Below are 15,278 nucleotides of genomic sequence, written 5' to 3'. Positions count from 1 at the left end.
CTGCACGCGCCCGCATCCACTCTTACGCAGAGTGCCGTCATGTCCGACCCAGCTGAGCCATGTTATGCCGAAAGCGCGGCACCGCCTGCGTTACGCGCGCAGCTGCAGTGCAGTTGGCAATTTCGCCAGGGCGGTCCCGCGCCGCAACCGGTGCTGGTGTTGCCCGATGGCAGCGTCGATCTGATCTGGAACGGCAGCGAAGTATTCGTTGCCGGGCCGGATCGCATTGCCAATCCCGCATCGGTGGCGGCAGGCACGACGTTGACCGGTGTCCGCCTGGCAGCGGGCGTGGCAGCCGGTCTGCTGCAGCTGCCGTTACACGCCATTGCCGACCAACGCGTTGCGCTGGAAACGCTGTGGGGCGAGCGGGGCCGCACATGGCAGCATCGCCTGGAAGACGGCGCCGACCCGTTACAGACCTTGCAGGCACTGTGCCTACAGCACGCCGCAGCGCGCGATCCGCAGATGGCTTGGCTGTTCGAACAACTGTCCGTCGGCGCGCCGACCCGGCTAAGCGCGTTGACCGACGCGTTGGGAATCAGCGAGCGCTCGCTGCGCCGCCGCTGTCAGGACGCGTTCGGCTACGGCAGCAAGACGCTGGAGCGCGTTCTGCGCCTGCAGCGCTTCCTGCGGATCGTGCGACGGCACCGCAACTTGACCGAGGCCGCGCTGCATGCCGGCTACGGCGATGCGCCGCATCTGGTGCGCGATGCACGTCAACTCACCGGGCTGAGTCCGCGCGCCCTGGTGCAGCAGCATGCACGCTGAGTTGGCCGTTTTCGCCAAGCCACCGGCGTGCGCCATCTGCATGCTGTGCGCTCGCTCAGGAGCACGCCATGACCGACACCACGCAGCACCGCATCGATTATCTGGAATTTGCCGTCGACTCGATCGCCGTCGCCAAAGCCTTTTACGGGCAGGCCTTCGGCTGGACATTTCAGGACTACGGCCCTGACTACTGCGAATTCCGCGACGGCCGCCTGAGCGGCGGTTTCTTCCATGGCACGCCGCAGCCGGGTGGCGCGCTGGTGGTGCTCGCCTCCGATGATCTGGCGCGCAGCCAGGCGCGTATCGAAGCGGCAGGTGGACGCATCACCCAACCGGTGTTCGCGTTCCCGGGCGGGCGCCGTTTTCACTTTGCCGACCCGCACGGCTATCCCTTGGCAGTGTGGTCAAAAGACTAAGCGCAGCTGGCAAAACGCCTACGCGCGCCGCCAGGCGGGCGCAGCCGGTGCGCGAAGTCGGGGCATGTCTCACTCGTCCGCTGCGCCTGTGAGTGCGCCGGCTGCGCTCACCTGACGACTACTCGCTACGCCTTGTTAGCAAATGAACGGGCTGCCCGCGCTTATTTGCGCGCGTACAGCCCCAGGAACATCGCCACCGCCGATTCGGCCACCTGCGTCTGTTGCTGCGGCGACAGCGGCGGCTGGCCCATGGTGATCTGCGGCCAGAACGCAAAGCCCTTCACCAGCGCCTGCAACTGCTGCGCGGCGAATTCAGGCTCTACGCCTGCCAGCCGGCCATCGGCCAGTGCGGCACGCAGCCAGGCGGTGGTGCCCTCTTCCTTGCTGCCCAGCTGCGACAACAATTCGCGCGCACGCGCCGGCGAGTGGATGCCTTCGGCGATGGCCACGCGCGACAGATCGATGAACGCCGGGTCGTCCAACAGCCGCAGTTTCTGTTGCAGCAGGGCGATCAACTGCAGGTGCAGCGGTTGGTCGGGCCGATAGGCCAGGTTCACCGCCTCGGCGCTGCGTTGCCACAGTCCGCGCAAGATCTCGCCAAACAAGGCGTCCTTGCTGGGGAAGTGGTTGTAGACCGTGCGTTTGGAAACGCCGGCGGTGGCGGCCACGCGGTCCATGCTGGTCGCTTCGAAGCCGTGCTGCCGGAATTGGGCAATGGCGGCCTCGACGATGGCGTTGCGCTTGCGGTCGGTCAGGCGCTGGGGCGTGGCCGGAGAGGAAGATGCGGTCGACATGGGGCGATTTTACACCGGGTAGTTTACTTTCACTAAAATAAAACTACACTGTGTAGTGTAATCAGTGCTGGTGCGCTGTGTTGTTGTCACCGCGCCGCCGTTGGTCTGTAGGAAGCTGCCTGTACGGCCGTCCATGCCGATCCTGACGCCAGTTCCACCCAGTGCTTGCTGCATCGCCGTTGCCTGATCGCTCGTCCTTCTGCTCTCCCACGTCTTGCCCGGACTTCCTATGGCTTCCCCACGCCCTTCCCCGTATGTCGATTCGCCGCAGTTTCGCGCTGGCCGCTTCCGTAATGCCATGCCGTTGCCGACCACCGTCATGACCCTGCGCGAGCAGCTCGGCCTGATGTGGGCCATGGTATTCGGCAAGCCCCGCACCACGGCGCCCTCCGCGCCCTTGCCGGTGCAGCCGCTGACACGCGCGCAACTGCTGGCCGCACCGGATCGCAGCCTGTACCGGCTGGGCCATTCCACCCTGCTGATGAAGCTGGCGGGCGGGCTGTGGCTGACCGACCCGGTGTTTTCCAAACGCGCCTCGCCGGTGCCGTTCGCCGGACCCAAGCGCTTCCACGCCCCGCCGATTGCGCTGGACGCGCTGCCGCCGCTGGCTGGGGTGATCCTGTCGCATGACCACTACGACCATCTCGACCGCGCCACCATCGGTGCGCTGGCCGACCGTGTCGGCGTGTTTGTCGCTCCGTTGGGCGTGGGCGACCTGCTGGTGCGCTGGGGCGTGGACCCGGCCAAGGTGCGGCAGCTGGACTGGTGGGAGTCGATCAGCGTTGCCGGCCTGCAGCTCACCGCCACCCCGTCGCAACATTTTTCCGGCCGCGGGCTGTTCGACAACGGGCGCACGCTGTGGTGTTCCTGGGTGATCCAGGCAGGTGACCTGCGTTTGTTCTTCAGCGGCGACGGCGGCTATGGCCCGCACTTCAAGACCATCGGCGAGCAGCTCGGGCCGTTCGATGTGGCATTGATCGAAAACGGCGCCTACGACCACATGTGGCCGCACGTGCACATGCAGCCGGAGCAGACCTTGCAGGCCTTCTTCGACGTCGGCGGGCATACCTTGTTGCCTATCCACAACGGCACCTTCGACCTGGCCTTGCATGCCTGGTCCGAGCCGTTCGAGCGCATCGTCGCGTTGGCGGCGGCCGCAAACGTTCCGCTGGCCATCCCGCAGATGGGCGAACGGGTGAACGCGCACCGCCCGGACACCGATCAACGCTGGTGGCGCACGCTGCCCGACACTCTGGTACTTGCGTGATGAGCGGCTGGACGCTAGCCGATCTGCCATCGCAGCGGGGACGAGTGGCCATCGTCACCGGCGCCAGTCCCGGCGGACTGGGCTACGAAACCGCGCTGGCCCTGGCCGGTGCCGGCGCCCATGTCGTGCTGACCGCACGCAACCCCGACAGGGGCGAAGCGGCACGCTGGGCGCTGCTTGCCCGCCATTCGGAGGCCGAGGTGCGTGTGGAGGCGCTTGACTTGGCAAGTTTGGCGTCGGTTCGCGCATTCGCCAAGCGGCTGACCACGCGCCATGCTGCGGTGGATCTGCTGATCAACAACGCCGGCGTGATGGCGCCCCCGCAACGGCAAACCACCGCCGACGGGATGGAGTTGCAACTGGGCAGCAATTACCTGGGACATTTTGCGCTGACCGCGCAGGTACTTCCTTTGCTGCGTGCTGCGTCGGCACCGCGTGTGGTCAACTTGTCGAGCCTGGCGCATCGACAGGCGCGCATCGATTTCGACGATCTGCAGAGCGAACGCCCATACCGTCCGTGGAAAGCCTATGGGCAATCCAAGTTGGCAATGCTGATGTTCAGCCTGGAATTGCAGCGCCGCAGCAACACGCATGGCTGGGGCGTGCGTGCGATCGCCGCGCACCCGGGAATCGCACGGACCGCCTTGATCGCCAACGGGCCGGACGGCGCAGGCCGACGCAGCGCGAGCGGCGTGGCCACCGGGCTGTTCACCCGCTGCATCGGCCATTCGGCAAGCGCGGGCGCACGACCGACGCTGTATGCGGCGACGTCTCCGCAGGCACAGGCCGGGGGCTATTACGGACCAAACGGCCTGTTCGAGCTGAAGGGCGATCCGGCGCCTGCCAAGATCGCCCACCAGGCGCATGACCAGCAGGTGGCAGCACGCTTGTGGGATACCGCGTGTGCGCTGACGGGCGTGGCGTTCTGATGGCGCCCTGATGAAGCCGGCCACGCAGTTTGACTTGGTCTCTGCACTGCGCTGCGCAAGTGAAGCCGTCGCAGCGGCTGCGCTTGCGGAGACGTTGCGATAGCGTCCTGACAGGGTGCCCTGCGCTGCATCCGGCATGCTCGCGAATGCGAGAAGGTTGCCAGGTCCGCAAACGAAAACGGGATGGCCGATGGCCACCCCGTCTCGATCTGCATGCACGATACCCGTGCAGCATGTCGCCGCAGCGCGGCGCTTACTCGGTCAATCCACGGTTTTCCAGCAGCGCCTTGACGCTGGGGTCTTTGCCGCGGAAATCGCGATACAGCGTGGCCAGATCGACGGTGTTGCCGCGCGAGAGGATCTTGGCGCGGAACGTGTCGCCGTTCTTGCGGGTCAGGCCGCCGTTTTCCTTGAACCATTCGAACGCATCGTCGTCGAGCACTTCCGACCAGAAGTACGCGTAGTACCCGGCCGAATAACCGCCGCCCCAGATGTGGTCGAAGTAGCTGCTGCGATAACGCGGCGGCACTTCGGCCAGATCCACCTTGAAGCGCTTCAGGGCGTCGGCTTCGAACTTGCTCACGTCCTGCAGCGGCGCGTCGGCCGGCTGGGTGTGCCAGGCCAGATCCAGCAGCGCTGCCGACAGGTATTCGGTGGTGGCGTAGCCGCTGTTGAAGGTCTTGGCCTTCTTGATCTTTTCCACCAGCTCGGCCGGCATCGGCGCGCCGGTCTGGTAGTGCTTGGCGTAGTGGGCGAAGACCTTCGGATCGGAGGCCCAGTGCTCGTTGAACTGCGAGGGGAATTCCACGAAGTCGCGCGAAGTGCTGGTGCCGGCAATCGAGGGGTACTTCACCTTGGAGAACATGCCGTGCAGCGCATGGCCGAACTCATGGAACAAGGTGGTGACGTCGTCAAAGCTCAGCAACGCCGGCTGGCCGGCGGCCGGCTTGGTGAAGTTGCACACGTTGTAGACCACCGGCTTGGCACCGGTAAGGCCATCCTGCTCGACGAACACGTCCATCCACGCGCCACCGGACTTGCTGTCGCGCTTGAAGTAGTCGGTGTAGAACAGCGCCATGGAAGTGCCGTCGGCATCGAACACCTCATACACCTTCATATCCGCGTGATAGGTCGGGATGTCGGTGCGTTGCTTGAAGGTGATGCCGTACAGCTGCGTGGCGGCGTAGAAGACGCCGTTCTGCAGCACGTTGTCCAGCTCGAAGTACGGCTTGATCTGCGCCTCGTCCAGGTCGTACTTGGCCTTGCGCACCTGCTCGGCGTAGAAGTCCCAATCGGACGCGGCGAGCTTGAAATCGCCGGTCTTTGCATCAGCACGTTGCGCGTCGATCACCTTCTGCATGTCGGCCACTTCGCGGCGCGCCTTGGCGGTGGCCGCCGGCACGGTGTCGGTCAGCAGCTTGAGCGCAGCATCCGGCGTCTTGGCCATCTGGTCGCCCAGGCTGTAGGCGGCGTAGTTGTCGAAGCCGAGCAACTTGGCCTTTTGCGCGCGCAGCTGCGCCAGGCGCTGGATGGTCTGGCGGGTGTCGTTGGCATCGCCCTTTTCTGCGCGTGTTTCAGAGGCCTTCAACACCTCGGCACGCAGCTGGCGATCCTTCAGCGAGGCCAGCACCGGCTGCTGGGTAGTGTTCTGCAGGGTGAGCAGATACTTGCCATCGAGCTTGCGGGCCTTGGCGGCATCGGCCGCGGCGGCGATATCGCCTTCGCTCAGGCCATCGAGCTTGGCCTTGTCGTCCACCACCACCGCGCCGGCGGCCGAGGCGGCGACCAGGCGGGTATGGAACTGCGTGGAGAGGGTGGTTTCTTCCACGTTGAGCTTGCGCAGGCTGTCCTTGTCGGCATCGGACAACTGCGCGCCGGCGCGTACCAGCTCTTCGTAGTCGCGCTCGACCAGACGCTTCTGCTCCGGGTCCAGATTCAGCGTGTCGCGCTGGTCGTAAATGGTTTTGACGCGTGCGAAGAGTTTGGGGTCCAGATTGATCTCGTCCTGATGCGCGGCCAGCTTGGGCGCGATCTCTTCCTGGATTTTCTGGCGTGCGTCGCTGGTATCGGCCTGCACCAGCCCGAAGAAGATGCGCGACACGCGCGTAAGCGTTTCGCCACCACGCTCCATCGCTTCGATGGTGTTGTCGAAGGTGGGCGCTTGGGGGTTATCGGCGATCTTGCGGATGTCGGCCAGATGCTGGCGCATGCCTTCTTCGAACGCCGGCAGGTAATCGGCGTCCTTGATCTTGTCGAACGGCGGCGCCTGGAACGGCAGCGTGCTGGCAGTCAGCAAGGGGTTGGATGCAGCATCCGCGGCCGGGGCCGGGGCGGTTTTCTCGGTCACGGTGGTGGACTCCTGGCCGGACGACTCTTTTCCAGAACAAGCAGCCAGTGCCAAGGTGATGGCAGCGGCCAGAACGACGGTACGCGACATGGCGTGTGATTCCTGAGTGGGTAGTGCAGCCGGCCACGCTAGCGGGTTTCGCGCCCGCTGGCATGTGCCGTTGGATTGGGTCGACGGACGCGGTTGGGGATGGCGACGCTACAGCGTCTCGTCCTTGAAAATCGCCACATGCGGGGTGCCGTCGGCACCGATCCAGCCGCGGTACATGCCCTCGGTATTGAAGGGAAACGCCAGGTTGCCCTGTGCATCCAGCGCGATGGCGCCGCCGTCGCCGCCGGCCTTTGGGATCTGCTGGTCGATCACGGTCTCGGCCGCCTGCTGCAGCGATTGTCCGGCGTATTTCATGCGCGCGCAGATGTCGTAGGCCGCCACGGCGCGGATGTAGAACTCGCCCCAGCCGGTGCCCGACACCGCGCATTGGCTGTTGGCATAGGTGCCGGCGCCGATGATCGGCGCATCGCCCACGCGGCCATAGCGCTTGTTGGTCATGCCGCCGGTGGAGGTGCCAGCGGCCAGATGGCCGTCGCGGTCCAGCGCCAGCGCACCGACCGTGCCGAAATGCTTGGCGGTTTCCAGGTCCAGCTGCGCCTGCGCCTGGCGGTCGCCGGCCTCGGCCTTGAGCGCCTTCTGCAGCTGCTGCCAGCGCTTGTCGGTGCGGAAATAGCTCGGGTCGACCAGGGCGATGCCTTGCTCGCGCGCGAATTGCTCGGCGCCGTTGCCGACCAGCATGACGTGCCTGGAGTGGTCCATCACGCGGCGTGCCAGCTGGATCGGGTTCTTGACCGTGTGCACGCCGGCAATCGCGCCGGCCTTGCCGCTGGCGCCGTCCATGATGGCCGCGTCCAGTTCGTTCCTGCCGTCGTGGGTAAACACCGCACCACGCCCCGCATTGAACTGCGGTGCGTCCTCCAGCACGATGATGGTGGCGGCCACTGCATCCACCGCACTGCCACCGCGGTTCAACACCGCGTGCCCGGCGCGCAGTGCGCGTTGCATCGCCTCGCGCGCCTGCGCCTGCTCGTCCTTGGAAAGGCTGGATTTCTCCACGCCCGCACCACCATGGATCACCAGCATCGGCGTGGCCGACAGCGCCGGGCCGGCGATGAGCAGCAGAGAAAGCGACAGACACAACGCGCGTGCGTACCTAGCGATCATGAAGTGCCTCGATGGAATGCATATTCGACGACAGGCGCACCGGTTCACCAACCAACGCCGACGATCCTTCAACCGCGCGCCACGCCACTCACAACGTATCGCGATGCTTGCCGCGCCACGGCCGGTACCAGGTGCGGATGGCGGCGATATCGGCGGCCATGTCGTTACCGGTCCAGAACGGCTCGCCGATGCCCACGGTCTTGCTGGGGTAGTCGAAATACACCGGCAGGATCGGCACATTGGAATCGGAAGCGATCTTCCAGAAGCCGGCCTTCCATTGCTCCACCCGCTTGCGCGTGCCTTCGGGGGTGATCACGTACCACATCTGCTCGGAGTTACGGATCAGCCGCACCGCCTGGCCGATGGTGCCCTGTGGCGAGCTGCGGTCCAGCGGAATGCCGCCGAGCTTGCGCAGCAGCGGGCCCAGCGGCCACCAGAACAGCTGCGCCTTGCCCAGCACGCGCACTTCGAAGCCCAGCGCGAACTTGGCCGCAAAGCCCAAAAAGCCGTCCCAGTTGGACGAATGCGGGGCCACGATCATGACCAGCTTGGGCTCGTCGGGCAGCCGCCCGAGCAGGCGCCAGCCGGTCACGCGCAAGGCGGTACGGCCCAGCCAGCGGATGAAGCGGCCATGGGCACGCGGCATCCGGGGCGGAGATGGCTGCAGCAGGATGTTGGCCTGTGTTACCGGTGGCAACGACGGGTCGGGTTGACTCACGCTTACTCCCAGTGGGACGCAGAGCGTCCACGCTTGATTTGGCTGCGTTCCCGCTTGGCATCCAGCCGCCGCAGCTTGGCACCATGACTCGGTTTGGTGGCGACCCGGCGCTTGGGCACCGACAGGCACGCACTGATGATTTCGACCAGCCGCTCGCGCGCATCGTCGCGGTTGCGGTCTTGGGTGCGGAAGCGCTGCGCGTCGATCACCAGCACGCCGTCGGCCGTCATGCGGCGGTCGCGCCGCGACAGCAGCCGCGCCCGCAGCGGCTCGGGCAGCGACGGCGACCCAGCCACGTCGAAACGCAGCTCCACCGCGGTGGAGACCTTGTTGACGTTCTGCCCGCCGGCGCCGCTGGCACGCACGAAGCGTTCGACGAGTTCGCTCGGCGGAATCGTCAGGCTGGGGGTGATCTGGATCGGGTCGCTGGCCATGTGCGCCGATTGTATCGGCAGCGGCGTGGACGCGCGCGCGAACGCCGGCTCCCGTATGCTGCGGCCGGTCCCCCGTTTGCAGGATGCTCCGATGACACCTACCCATTCGCTCACTGCCACGCGCCGCCTCGGACGCCGGCTGCTGCTGTCGGCCCTGCTGGCCGTGGCTGCCCCGGCGGCATTGGCGCAGGCGCCCAGCGATGCCGACATCAACCGCCTGCTGGCCGCCTCGCGCGCGCAGACCATGCTGGATACGATGCTGCCGCAGATCGAAGCACTGCAGCAGCAGCAATTCGCCCAGCTCACCGCACAGCGCCAGCTCGACCCCGACCAACAGGCGCAGCTGCAACGCATCCAGGAACGCACCCGCCAGACCGTGCGCAAGGCGCTGTCGTGGTCGGAACTGCGCCCGATGTATGTGGATATCTACAAGCGCTCGTTCTCGCGCGAGGACGTGCTGGCCATGGCCGAGTTCTACGAGAGCTCGGCCGGCCAGAGCCTGCTCGACAAGACCCCCGCCCTGACCCAGAACCTGATGGGCGCCATCCAGCAAAGGATGCTGCCGCTGTTTGCCGACCTGCAGAAGGACCTGGAGAAGATCGTCAACGAACCTGCGCCGGCCAAGAAGCCCTGAAAGGCGGGGAATGGGGAATGGGGAATCGTCAGAGCTTGCTTTGCTGGGGCCTTGAGTTAGCGGAGAGTGGCACGCGCGTTGACCAGGCGGGCTGAGCGCGCGCCCTCATCCGCCTCTGCGGCGCCCCTCCCCCGTAGGACGATCAGGGCGCTCCCGCGCGACAGCGGTGGCGCCACCTACAACTGCGCCACGTCCCAACCAAACAACGCACACGCCTTGGTGAACTCCGCATCCAGCGGCGCGGTGATGCTGATGCGCCGGCCACCGCCCGGATGCGGAAATCCCAGGCGTTCGGCGTGCAGCAACATGCGGTGGATGCCGAGCATGCGGAAACTGCGGTTGTGGCGGCCGTCGCCGTGGCTGGTGTCGCCGATCATGTGATGGGACAGGTGCTTCATATGCCGGCGAATCTGCCGGAAGCGGCCGGTCTGCGGCTGACAGCGCAGCAGTGCGTAGCGCGAGGTGGTGAACCCGGTGGAAGGAATCTCCAGCTCGCCGGTGGCCAGACGCTGGAAATGCGTCACGGCCGGCTTCTTGACCGGCTTGCCCGGCCCGCCGTCCAGGTCATGGTCGACGATGAAGCGCTCCTCGGCCGGCCAGCCGCGACAGACGGTGAGATAATCTTTCTCCACCTCGCCCGCCATCAAGGCCTTGCCCAGCGCACTGGCGCTGTCGCGATCGAAGGCCAGCAGCAGGCAGCCGCTGGTGGCGCGGTCGAGCCGGTGCACCAGAAAGATCGGCTTGCCCAGCTGCTCGCGTAGACGGTCGGCCAGGAAGTCGTCCTCTCCACGCGCCAGCTTGCTGTCATGGACCATCAGGCCGGCGGGTTTGTCGACGACGGCCAGGACATCGTCCTGGTAGAGAATCTGCAGATGCTTGGGGGATATGCTCACCGGCGGATTATCCGCATCGCCGACACCGCATGCCACTGCATCGCCGCGCTGCCGACGGCGAACAGACCGTGCTGTCGCCAGCCACGTGTACGGCAATGGCTGCGGCCTGGACCGCTCGTACGGTGCAATTGCTGCGCGCTCCACACGCAACTGATGCCTGCCCGCCGCATGGGTGGCTGCTTCACGTCTCACTTGCCCCAACCACGCCAGCGTCAGGGCAGCAGACGGATGCGCGTATCGCGGTGTATTGCGCCATCGTGCAACGCCAACAGATGGACCACCACCGGCGCGCTCAGTAGGGCGTGCCGTCCTTGTGCCGGTACGCGCGCTGCCCGTCCGCCACGGGGACCAGCATCAGGTCATCGTCCGGATAGGTCACGCAATCGCCGGCACTGCGGTCGCCCACTTCCAGGTACGTCACCACCGTCTGGCTGCGATTGATCAGGCAATGCGCATCGCCATCACCGGCGCGGAAGCCAACGCACATGCCCGGCTGCAGCAACTGCTCGCCGGCGTTGGTGATCAGGCTGGGCGCGCCGCTGACGATGTAGACGAACTCGTCCTGCTGCGAATGCCCGTGCCGCAGCGCCGAACGTGCACCCGGCGCCAGCGTGGTCAGGTTGACGCCGAAGTTGCGCAGCCCGAACACCTCGCCCAGTGCGCGCTTCTGGCGGCCGCCCATCTGCGCGGCGAACAACGGCGGATAGCTGGATTCTTGCGTGCGCGGTGGCGCATCCAGCGCCGCAATCGCCGCTACGGATGTGCTTGCGTCCAAGGTATCGGTTGCGTCGGGCATGGTCGTCCCCTATCGCCGCAACCAGGCGACCAGCAGCGCGGCCGAACCGGCGCCGCCGCTGATCCAGCTCCACACCGGCACCGTGCCCAGGTACCAACCATCCGGATGCAGTCCATAGAGCACGGCCGCGACCACCAGTAACCCGCTGCCGGTGATGGCGGTCACCACGCGGGTCTGCAGCTTGCGCAGGCTCAGGTCCAGGGCGAGCAGTTCGGGCGAGCGGATGTCGATCTGATGGCGGCCTTCCACCTGCTGCTTTAGCCAGCTGTGCACCAGGCGCGGCATGTCCGGCGCATGGGTCATGATCTCCGGCAACCGCTTGCCCAGTTCGCGCAGCACGCGGCGCGGGCTGTAACGCTCGCGCAGGATGCGCTCGAGCACCGGTCGCGCCACTGCCCAGATATCCAGCTTGGGGTCGAGTTGCCGGCCCACGCCTTCGATATTGAGCAGCGTTTTTTGCAGCAAGATCAGCTGCGGCTGCAGCGTCAACTCATAGCGCTGCGCCACGCGGAACAATTTGATCAGCACCTGCGCCAAGGAAATTTCCGACAGCGGCCGGGTGAAATACGGCTCGCATACCGAGCGCGCGGCCGCCTCCAGTTCGTCGATGCGCACGTTGCTGGGCATCCAGCCGGCCTCCACGTGCAACTCGGCCATGCGGCGGTAATCCTTGTGGAAGATCGCCATGAAGTTCTCGGCCAGGTAGTACTGATCTTCCTGCGAGAGCTGGCCCATGATGCCGAAATCTAACGCAATGAAGCGCGGATTGAGCCGGCGTTCCGGGTCCGAATCGACCCAGATGTTGCCGGCGTGCGCATCGGCATGGAAGAAGTTGTCGCGAAATACCTGGGTGTAGAACACGCGTACGCCCTTGGCCGCGAGCGCCTTGCGATCGATGCCCGCCGCATCGAGCTTGGCGATGTCGTCGGATGGAATGCCGTACACGCGCTCCAGCGTGAGCGCGCGCTCGGCGGTGTGCGACCAGATCACTTCCGGCACGTACAGATCGTCCGAGCCTTCCCAGAACCGGCGCAATACGCTGGCGTTGGCGCCTTCGCGCTGCAGGTCCAGTTCGGCGGCCAGCGTGCCTTCGATCTCGGCCACCACTTCACGCGGACGGATCTTGTCGGCACGCGGGTGGGTGCGCTCGACCAAAGTGGCCAGCGAGTGCAGCAACGCGATATCGGCATCGATCTGGCGTTCGATGTCCGGACGCAGCACCTTGACCACCACTTCGCGGCGCACGCCGTTGGCATCGGGCGGCAACGTGGCCGCATGCACCTGCGCGATCGACGCCGAGGCCAGCGGCACGGTATCGAAGCTGGCAAACGCCACGCTGACCGGCAGGCCGAGTGCGGCTTCGACGATCAGGCGCGCGGCCTGGCCATCGAACGGCTTGACCCGGTCCTGCAGCAAGGTGAGTTCTTCGGCCACGTCGGCCGGAATCAGATCGCGCCGGGTGGACAGAATCTGCCCGAACTTGACGAAGATCGGCCCCAGCTCCTGTAGCGCCAGGCGCAGCCGCGCACCGCGCGATTGCGCGGCGATTTCGGCGCTGGCACGCGGCACGAAGGGCTTGGCCAAACGCAACCAGCGCTCGGCCGGGGTGCCTTCCAGCAAGGCATCCAGGCGATAGCGCAGGATCACCCGGCCGATGCGGCTTGCCCGCAGGATCGCCTTCATGCCGTGCCTCCGCTCGCACGCAGGCGGCGCACGCGCGCGGCCAGCCGTTCGACGTCATCGCGTAGCTCGTCCACGTCGTCATGGAAAGCCTCGAGCTCGGCGCGCGGCACCACATCGCGCGATTCTTCGGTGACGAATTCGGCCGCGCTCTGCGCCAGATCCACCGCACTGCGACGTGCCTGCTGCAGCGCTGCGCGCACCGCGCCGGCGATCTGCACGCCCAGGATGTCGCCGAACACCGTAACGAACGGCAACTGCCAATCCGGGTCGAAGCGGCCGGCCAGTTGCTGCAGCTGGCGCGCCAGTTCGGCATCGCCGGAAACCTTGAGCCGACCGGCCGGCGCGCCGGCGCGACGTGCGTTGGCCAGCAGCGGCAGTTGCCCGAGCAAGCCGGCCAGGCTGCTGCGCACCGCCAGGTCAGGTTCCTGTGCCTGATCGACCGGGCCGACCAGCAACCGGCGCTCGTGCACGCGGATCTGCAGGGCCAGCGCGGGCGCCTCCAGGGTCAGCGCGATGCGCTGGCCTTCCAGCGGCAGCAGGGCGTCGCGGGTATCCGGGTCCAGCGCCAGCGCACGGTTGAGCGCTGCCTGCAGGGCCTGGCCGGCGAGCGGCTTGAGAGAATTGAAGAGTGATCCGGGCATGCCCGCATTCTACCGCCCCTGCATGTCGCAGCTGCCTGACGGCGGTGTGGCACGTGCGCCGGCTGTCGGTACGGCGGTCGTGCGGTCGTTGCGACGGCAGGTTGCCGGGCACCGCGGCGCATGGTCAGGCGCATCGGGCACGCCGGCGTTGTTCGCCATGGTTGGCTGCAGCACGACTTCCTTCAGCGCATACGCCACAGGCATCCTGTCCACTTCCAATGGCAGGAGCAGGCAATGCGCATGATTCGGGTCGGCCTCATCTTCGGTGGCAAATCGGCCGAGCACGAGGTCTCGTTGCAATCGGCGCGCAATATCCTGGATGCACTAGACCCGCAACGCTTCGAGCCGGTGCTGATCGGTATCGACAAGCAAGGCCAGTGGCACGTCAACGACCCCGACAGCTTCCTGCTGCATGCCGACGACCCGGCGCGCATTGCGCTGCATCGTAGCGGGCGCGGCGTAGCGCTGCTGCCGGGCGCGCAACAGCAGCAGGTGCGGCCGATCCAGCCGGAGCAGGCGCTGGCGCAGATCGATGTGGTGTTCCCTATCGTGCACGGCACCCTGGGCGAGGACGGCTCGCTGCAGGGGCTGCTGCGCATGGCCAACCTGCCCTTCGTGGGCTCCGGCGTACTGGGCTCGGCGGTCGCGATGGACAAGGACATGGCCAAGCGCGTGTTGCGCGATGCCGGGCTGGCGGTGGCGCCGTTCGTCTGCTTCAACCGCCACACCGCCGCGATGGCCGATGTAGAGGCGTTGATCGCGCAGTTTGGCTTGCCGCTGTTCGTCAAACCGGCCAACCAGGGCTCGTCGGTCGGCGTCAGCCAGGTGCGCAGCGCCGATCAGTTCGCCGCTGCACTCGCCTTGGCCTTGGCCTACGACTACAAGGTGTTGGTGGAAGCGGCCATTGCCGGGCGCGAAATCGAATGTGCCGTGTTGGGCAATGCCACACCCCAGGCCAGCGTCTGCGGCGAGGTGGTAGTGCACGACGCGTTCTATTCGTACCAGACCAAATACATCAGCGAACACGGCGCGGAGATCGTGATTCCGGCCGACATTGATGCGCGGACCCAGCAGCGCATCCAGCAAATCGCGGTGCAGGCTTACCAGGCGCTGGACTGTGCAGGCCTGGCGCGGGTGGATGTCTTCCTGTGCGCCGATGGACGCATCGTGATCAACGAGGTCAACACGCTGCCGGGCTTCACCCGCATCAGCATGTATCCGAAATTGTGGCAGGCAAGCGGGCTGGACTATCGCAGCCTGATCGCGCGGTTGATCGAGCTTGCACTAGAACGGCATGCCGACGATCAATTGCTGCGCAGTGCGGTCCAACTGCCTTGATGGCGCTGCCGCCGTTACATCGCATACAAGCGCGCGACCACGACCACGACGCCGCGCCTGGACTCGACAACGCACATTCAAAATCCGCGCATTTCCGGCCACAACGCACAGGGCCCGCATCCTTGCGGAAGCGGGCCCTGTGAGCGCCAACCGGCAGCGCCGCTGCCGTGACGTATCGCAGCTAAGCGTTATACCTTGCCGCGACGGAACATCGAGATCACTGCCAGGATCAGGAACACCACGAACAGGATCCAGGCGATGTTGGTCGCCGCACCGGCGATACCGCTAAAGCCCAGCACAGCAGCGATGATGGCGATGACGAAAAAGATGATGGCGTAATGCAGCATGGCAAGGTATCCAGAAGTTGTCGTGCCGAATCGGCGCAGACGTATCTTGTGGATATGC

At 66.0% G+C, this 15,278-nt stretch carries 17 protein-coding genes; 6 read left to right on the top strand and 11 right to left on the bottom strand.

Annotation, left to right across the window (positions count from 1 at the left end):
- Positions 1-39 precede the first annotated feature (39 nt).
- Positions 40-768, top strand: a complete 729-nt coding sequence (locus LN450_RS21855) for a helix-turn-helix domain-containing protein (RefSeq protein WP_011345971.1) — start codon at positions 40-42, stop codon at positions 766-768.
- Between the two features lie 68 nt (positions 769-836).
- Positions 837-1,184 carry a VOC family protein gene (locus LN450_RS21850; RefSeq protein WP_011345970.1) on the top strand — a complete coding sequence of 116 codons (348 nt, stop codon included), beginning with the start codon at positions 837-839 and terminating at the stop codon, positions 1,182-1,184.
- A 161-nt stretch (positions 1,185-1,345) separates the two neighbouring features.
- On the opposite strand, the gene LN450_RS21845 is transcribed toward LN450_RS21850, so the two are convergent.
- Both LN450_RS21845 and LN450_RS21840 read right to left on the bottom strand, forming a co-directional pair.
- On the bottom strand, positions 1,346-1,978 hold the full coding sequence (locus LN450_RS21845; RefSeq protein ID WP_008572236.1) for a TetR/AcrR family transcriptional regulator: 633 nt from the start codon (positions 1,976-1,978) through the stop codon (positions 1,346-1,348).
- A gap of 9 nt (positions 1,979-1,987) precedes the next feature.
- Positions 1,988-2,209, bottom strand: a complete 222-nt coding sequence (locus tag LN450_RS21840; RefSeq protein WP_039417210.1) for a hypothetical protein — start codon at positions 2,207-2,209, stop codon at positions 1,988-1,990.
- On the opposite strand from LN450_RS21840, the gene LN450_RS21835 reads away from it, so the two are divergent.
- Positions 2,208-3,245: an MBL fold metallo-hydrolase gene (locus tag LN450_RS21835; RefSeq protein ID WP_011345969.1), complete on the top strand. Its 1,038-nt coding sequence runs from the start codon at positions 2,208-2,210 to the stop codon at positions 3,243-3,245. The two genes, LN450_RS21840 and LN450_RS21835, sit on opposite strands and share 2 nt — an antisense overlap.
- On the top strand, positions 3,245-4,174 hold the full coding sequence (locus LN450_RS21830) for an oxidoreductase (protein WP_011345968.1): 930 nt from the start codon (positions 3,245-3,247) through the stop codon (positions 4,172-4,174). Before LN450_RS21835 ends, LN450_RS21830 begins: the two co-directional genes overlap by 1 nt.
- Positions 4,175-4,427: 253 nt before the next feature.
- On the opposite strand, the gene dcp is transcribed toward LN450_RS21830, so the two are convergent.
- The 4 genes from dcp to arfB form a co-directional block, all read right to left on the bottom strand.
- Positions 4,428-6,611 carry a peptidyl-dipeptidase Dcp gene (gene dcp, locus LN450_RS21825; RefSeq protein WP_039417203.1) on the bottom strand — a complete coding sequence of 728 codons (2,184 nt, stop codon included), beginning with the start codon at positions 6,609-6,611 and terminating at the stop codon, positions 4,428-4,430.
- A 108-nt stretch (positions 6,612-6,719) separates the two neighbouring features.
- The gene (locus LN450_RS21820) at positions 6,720-7,736 is read right to left on the bottom strand and encodes an isoaspartyl peptidase/L-asparaginase family protein (protein ID WP_011345966.1); all 1,017 of its coding nucleotides are present in this window, start codon (positions 7,734-7,736) and stop codon (positions 6,720-6,722) included.
- An 88-nt stretch (positions 7,737-7,824) separates the two neighbouring features.
- Entirely contained in the window at positions 7,825-8,454 is a 630-nt protein-coding gene (locus LN450_RS21815) for a lysophosphatidylcholine acyltransferase (RefSeq protein WP_011345965.1), read from the bottom strand.
- A 2-nt stretch (positions 8,455-8,456) separates the two neighbouring features.
- Positions 8,457-8,888, bottom strand: a complete 432-nt coding sequence (gene arfB, locus LN450_RS21810; protein ID WP_005912264.1) for an alternative ribosome rescue aminoacyl-tRNA hydrolase ArfB — start codon at positions 8,886-8,888, stop codon at positions 8,457-8,459.
- A gap of 55 nt (positions 8,889-8,943) precedes the next feature.
- Here arfB and LN450_RS21805 point away from each other — a divergent pair, with 55 nt between their 5' ends.
- Positions 8,944-9,522 (top strand): DUF2059 domain-containing protein, encoded by a 579-nt coding sequence (locus LN450_RS21805; RefSeq protein WP_031420680.1) that lies wholly within the window; start codon positions 8,944-8,946, stop codon positions 9,520-9,522.
- A gap of 176 nt (positions 9,523-9,698) precedes the next feature.
- Here the strand turns inward: LN450_RS21805 and LN450_RS21800 are convergent, their stop codons facing one another.
- From LN450_RS21800 to LN450_RS21785, 4 genes are all read right to left on the bottom strand, one after another.
- Positions 9,699-10,451, bottom strand: a complete 753-nt coding sequence (locus LN450_RS21800) for a pseudouridine synthase (protein ID WP_031420679.1) — start codon at positions 10,449-10,451, stop codon at positions 9,699-9,701.
- Between the two features lie 256 nt (positions 10,452-10,707).
- Complete coding sequence (locus tag LN450_RS21795) at positions 10,708-11,211, bottom strand: cupin domain-containing protein (protein ID WP_011345961.1); 504 nt, start codon at positions 11,209-11,211, stop codon at positions 10,708-10,710.
- 9 nt (positions 11,212-11,220) lie between these two features.
- Positions 11,221-12,894, bottom strand: a complete 1,674-nt coding sequence (ubiB, locus tag LN450_RS21790) for a ubiquinone biosynthesis regulatory protein kinase UbiB (RefSeq protein ID WP_008572222.1) — start codon at positions 12,892-12,894, stop codon at positions 11,221-11,223.
- On the bottom strand, positions 12,891-13,535 hold the full coding sequence (locus LN450_RS21785; protein WP_011345960.1) for a ubiquinone biosynthesis accessory factor UbiJ: 645 nt from the start codon (positions 13,533-13,535) through the stop codon (positions 12,891-12,893). Before LN450_RS21785 ends, ubiB begins: the two co-directional genes overlap by 4 nt.
- A 234-nt stretch (positions 13,536-13,769) precedes the next feature.
- On the opposite strand from LN450_RS21785, the gene ddlA reads away from it, so the two are divergent.
- Positions 13,770-14,873, top strand: coding sequence for a D-alanine--D-alanine ligase (gene ddlA, locus LN450_RS21780; protein WP_011345959.1), 1,104 nt, complete (start codon positions 13,770-13,772; stop codon positions 14,871-14,873).
- 188 nt (positions 14,874-15,061) lie between these two features.
- On the opposite strand, the gene LN450_RS21775 is transcribed toward ddlA, so the two are convergent.
- Positions 15,062-15,220 carry a DUF1328 domain-containing protein gene (locus LN450_RS21775; protein ID WP_003468167.1) on the bottom strand — a complete coding sequence of 53 codons (159 nt, stop codon included), beginning with the start codon at positions 15,218-15,220 and terminating at the stop codon, positions 15,062-15,064.
- Positions 15,221-15,278: the final 58 nt, after the last annotated feature.

It is taken from the genome of Xanthomonas euvesicatoria pv. euvesicatoria (assembly GCF_020880415.1).
GTDB lineage: Bacteria > Pseudomonadota > Gammaproteobacteria > Xanthomonadales > Xanthomonadaceae > Xanthomonas > Xanthomonas euvesicatoria.
Note: the sequence above shows the minus strand (reverse complement) of the source record. Positions and strands in the feature narration are given on the sequence as shown.

Coding starts and splice junctions, on each gene's coding strand:
- LN450_RS21835 (WP_011345969.1), top strand. CDS start 2,208: ATGGCTTCCCCACGCCCTTCCCCGTATGTCGATTCGCCGCAGTTTCGC.
- LN450_RS21850 (WP_011345970.1), top strand. CDS start 837: ATGACCGACACCACGCAGCACCGCATCGATTATCTGGAATTTGCCGTC.
- ubiB (WP_008572222.1), bottom strand. CDS start 12,894: ATGAAGGCGATCCTGCGGGCAAGCCGCATCGGCCGGGTGATCCTGCGC.
- LN450_RS21830 (WP_011345968.1), top strand. CDS start 3,245: ATGAGCGGCTGGACGCTAGCCGATCTGCCATCGCAGCGGGGACGAGTG.
- LN450_RS21855 (WP_011345971.1), top strand. CDS start 40: ATGTCCGACCCAGCTGAGCCATGTTATGCCGAAAGCGCGGCACCGCCT.
- LN450_RS21785 (WP_011345960.1), bottom strand. CDS start 13,535: ATGCCCGGATCACTCTTCAATTCTCTCAAGCCGCTCGCCGGCCAGGCC.
- LN450_RS21775 (WP_003468167.1), bottom strand. CDS start 15,220: ATGCTGCATTACGCCATCATCTTTTTCGTCATCGCCATCATCGCTGCT.
- ddlA (WP_011345959.1), top strand. CDS start 13,770: ATGCGCATGATTCGGGTCGGCCTCATCTTCGGTGGCAAATCGGCCGAG.
- LN450_RS21795 (WP_011345961.1), bottom strand. CDS start 11,211: ATGCCCGACGCAACCGATACCTTGGACGCAAGCACATCCGTAGCGGCG.
- arfB (WP_005912264.1), bottom strand. CDS start 8,888: ATGGCCAGCGACCCGATCCAGATCACCCCCAGCCTGACGATTCCGCCG.
- LN450_RS21845 (WP_008572236.1), bottom strand. CDS start 1,978: ATGTCGACCGCATCTTCCTCTCCGGCCACGCCCCAGCGCCTGACCGAC.
- LN450_RS21805 (WP_031420680.1), top strand. CDS start 8,944: ATGCTGCGGCCGGTCCCCCGTTTGCAGGATGCTCCGATGACACCTACC.
- dcp (WP_039417203.1), bottom strand. CDS start 6,611: ATGTCGCGTACCGTCGTTCTGGCCGCTGCCATCACCTTGGCACTGGCT.
- LN450_RS21820 (WP_011345966.1), bottom strand. CDS start 7,736: ATGATCGCTAGGTACGCACGCGCGTTGTGTCTGTCGCTTTCTCTGCTG.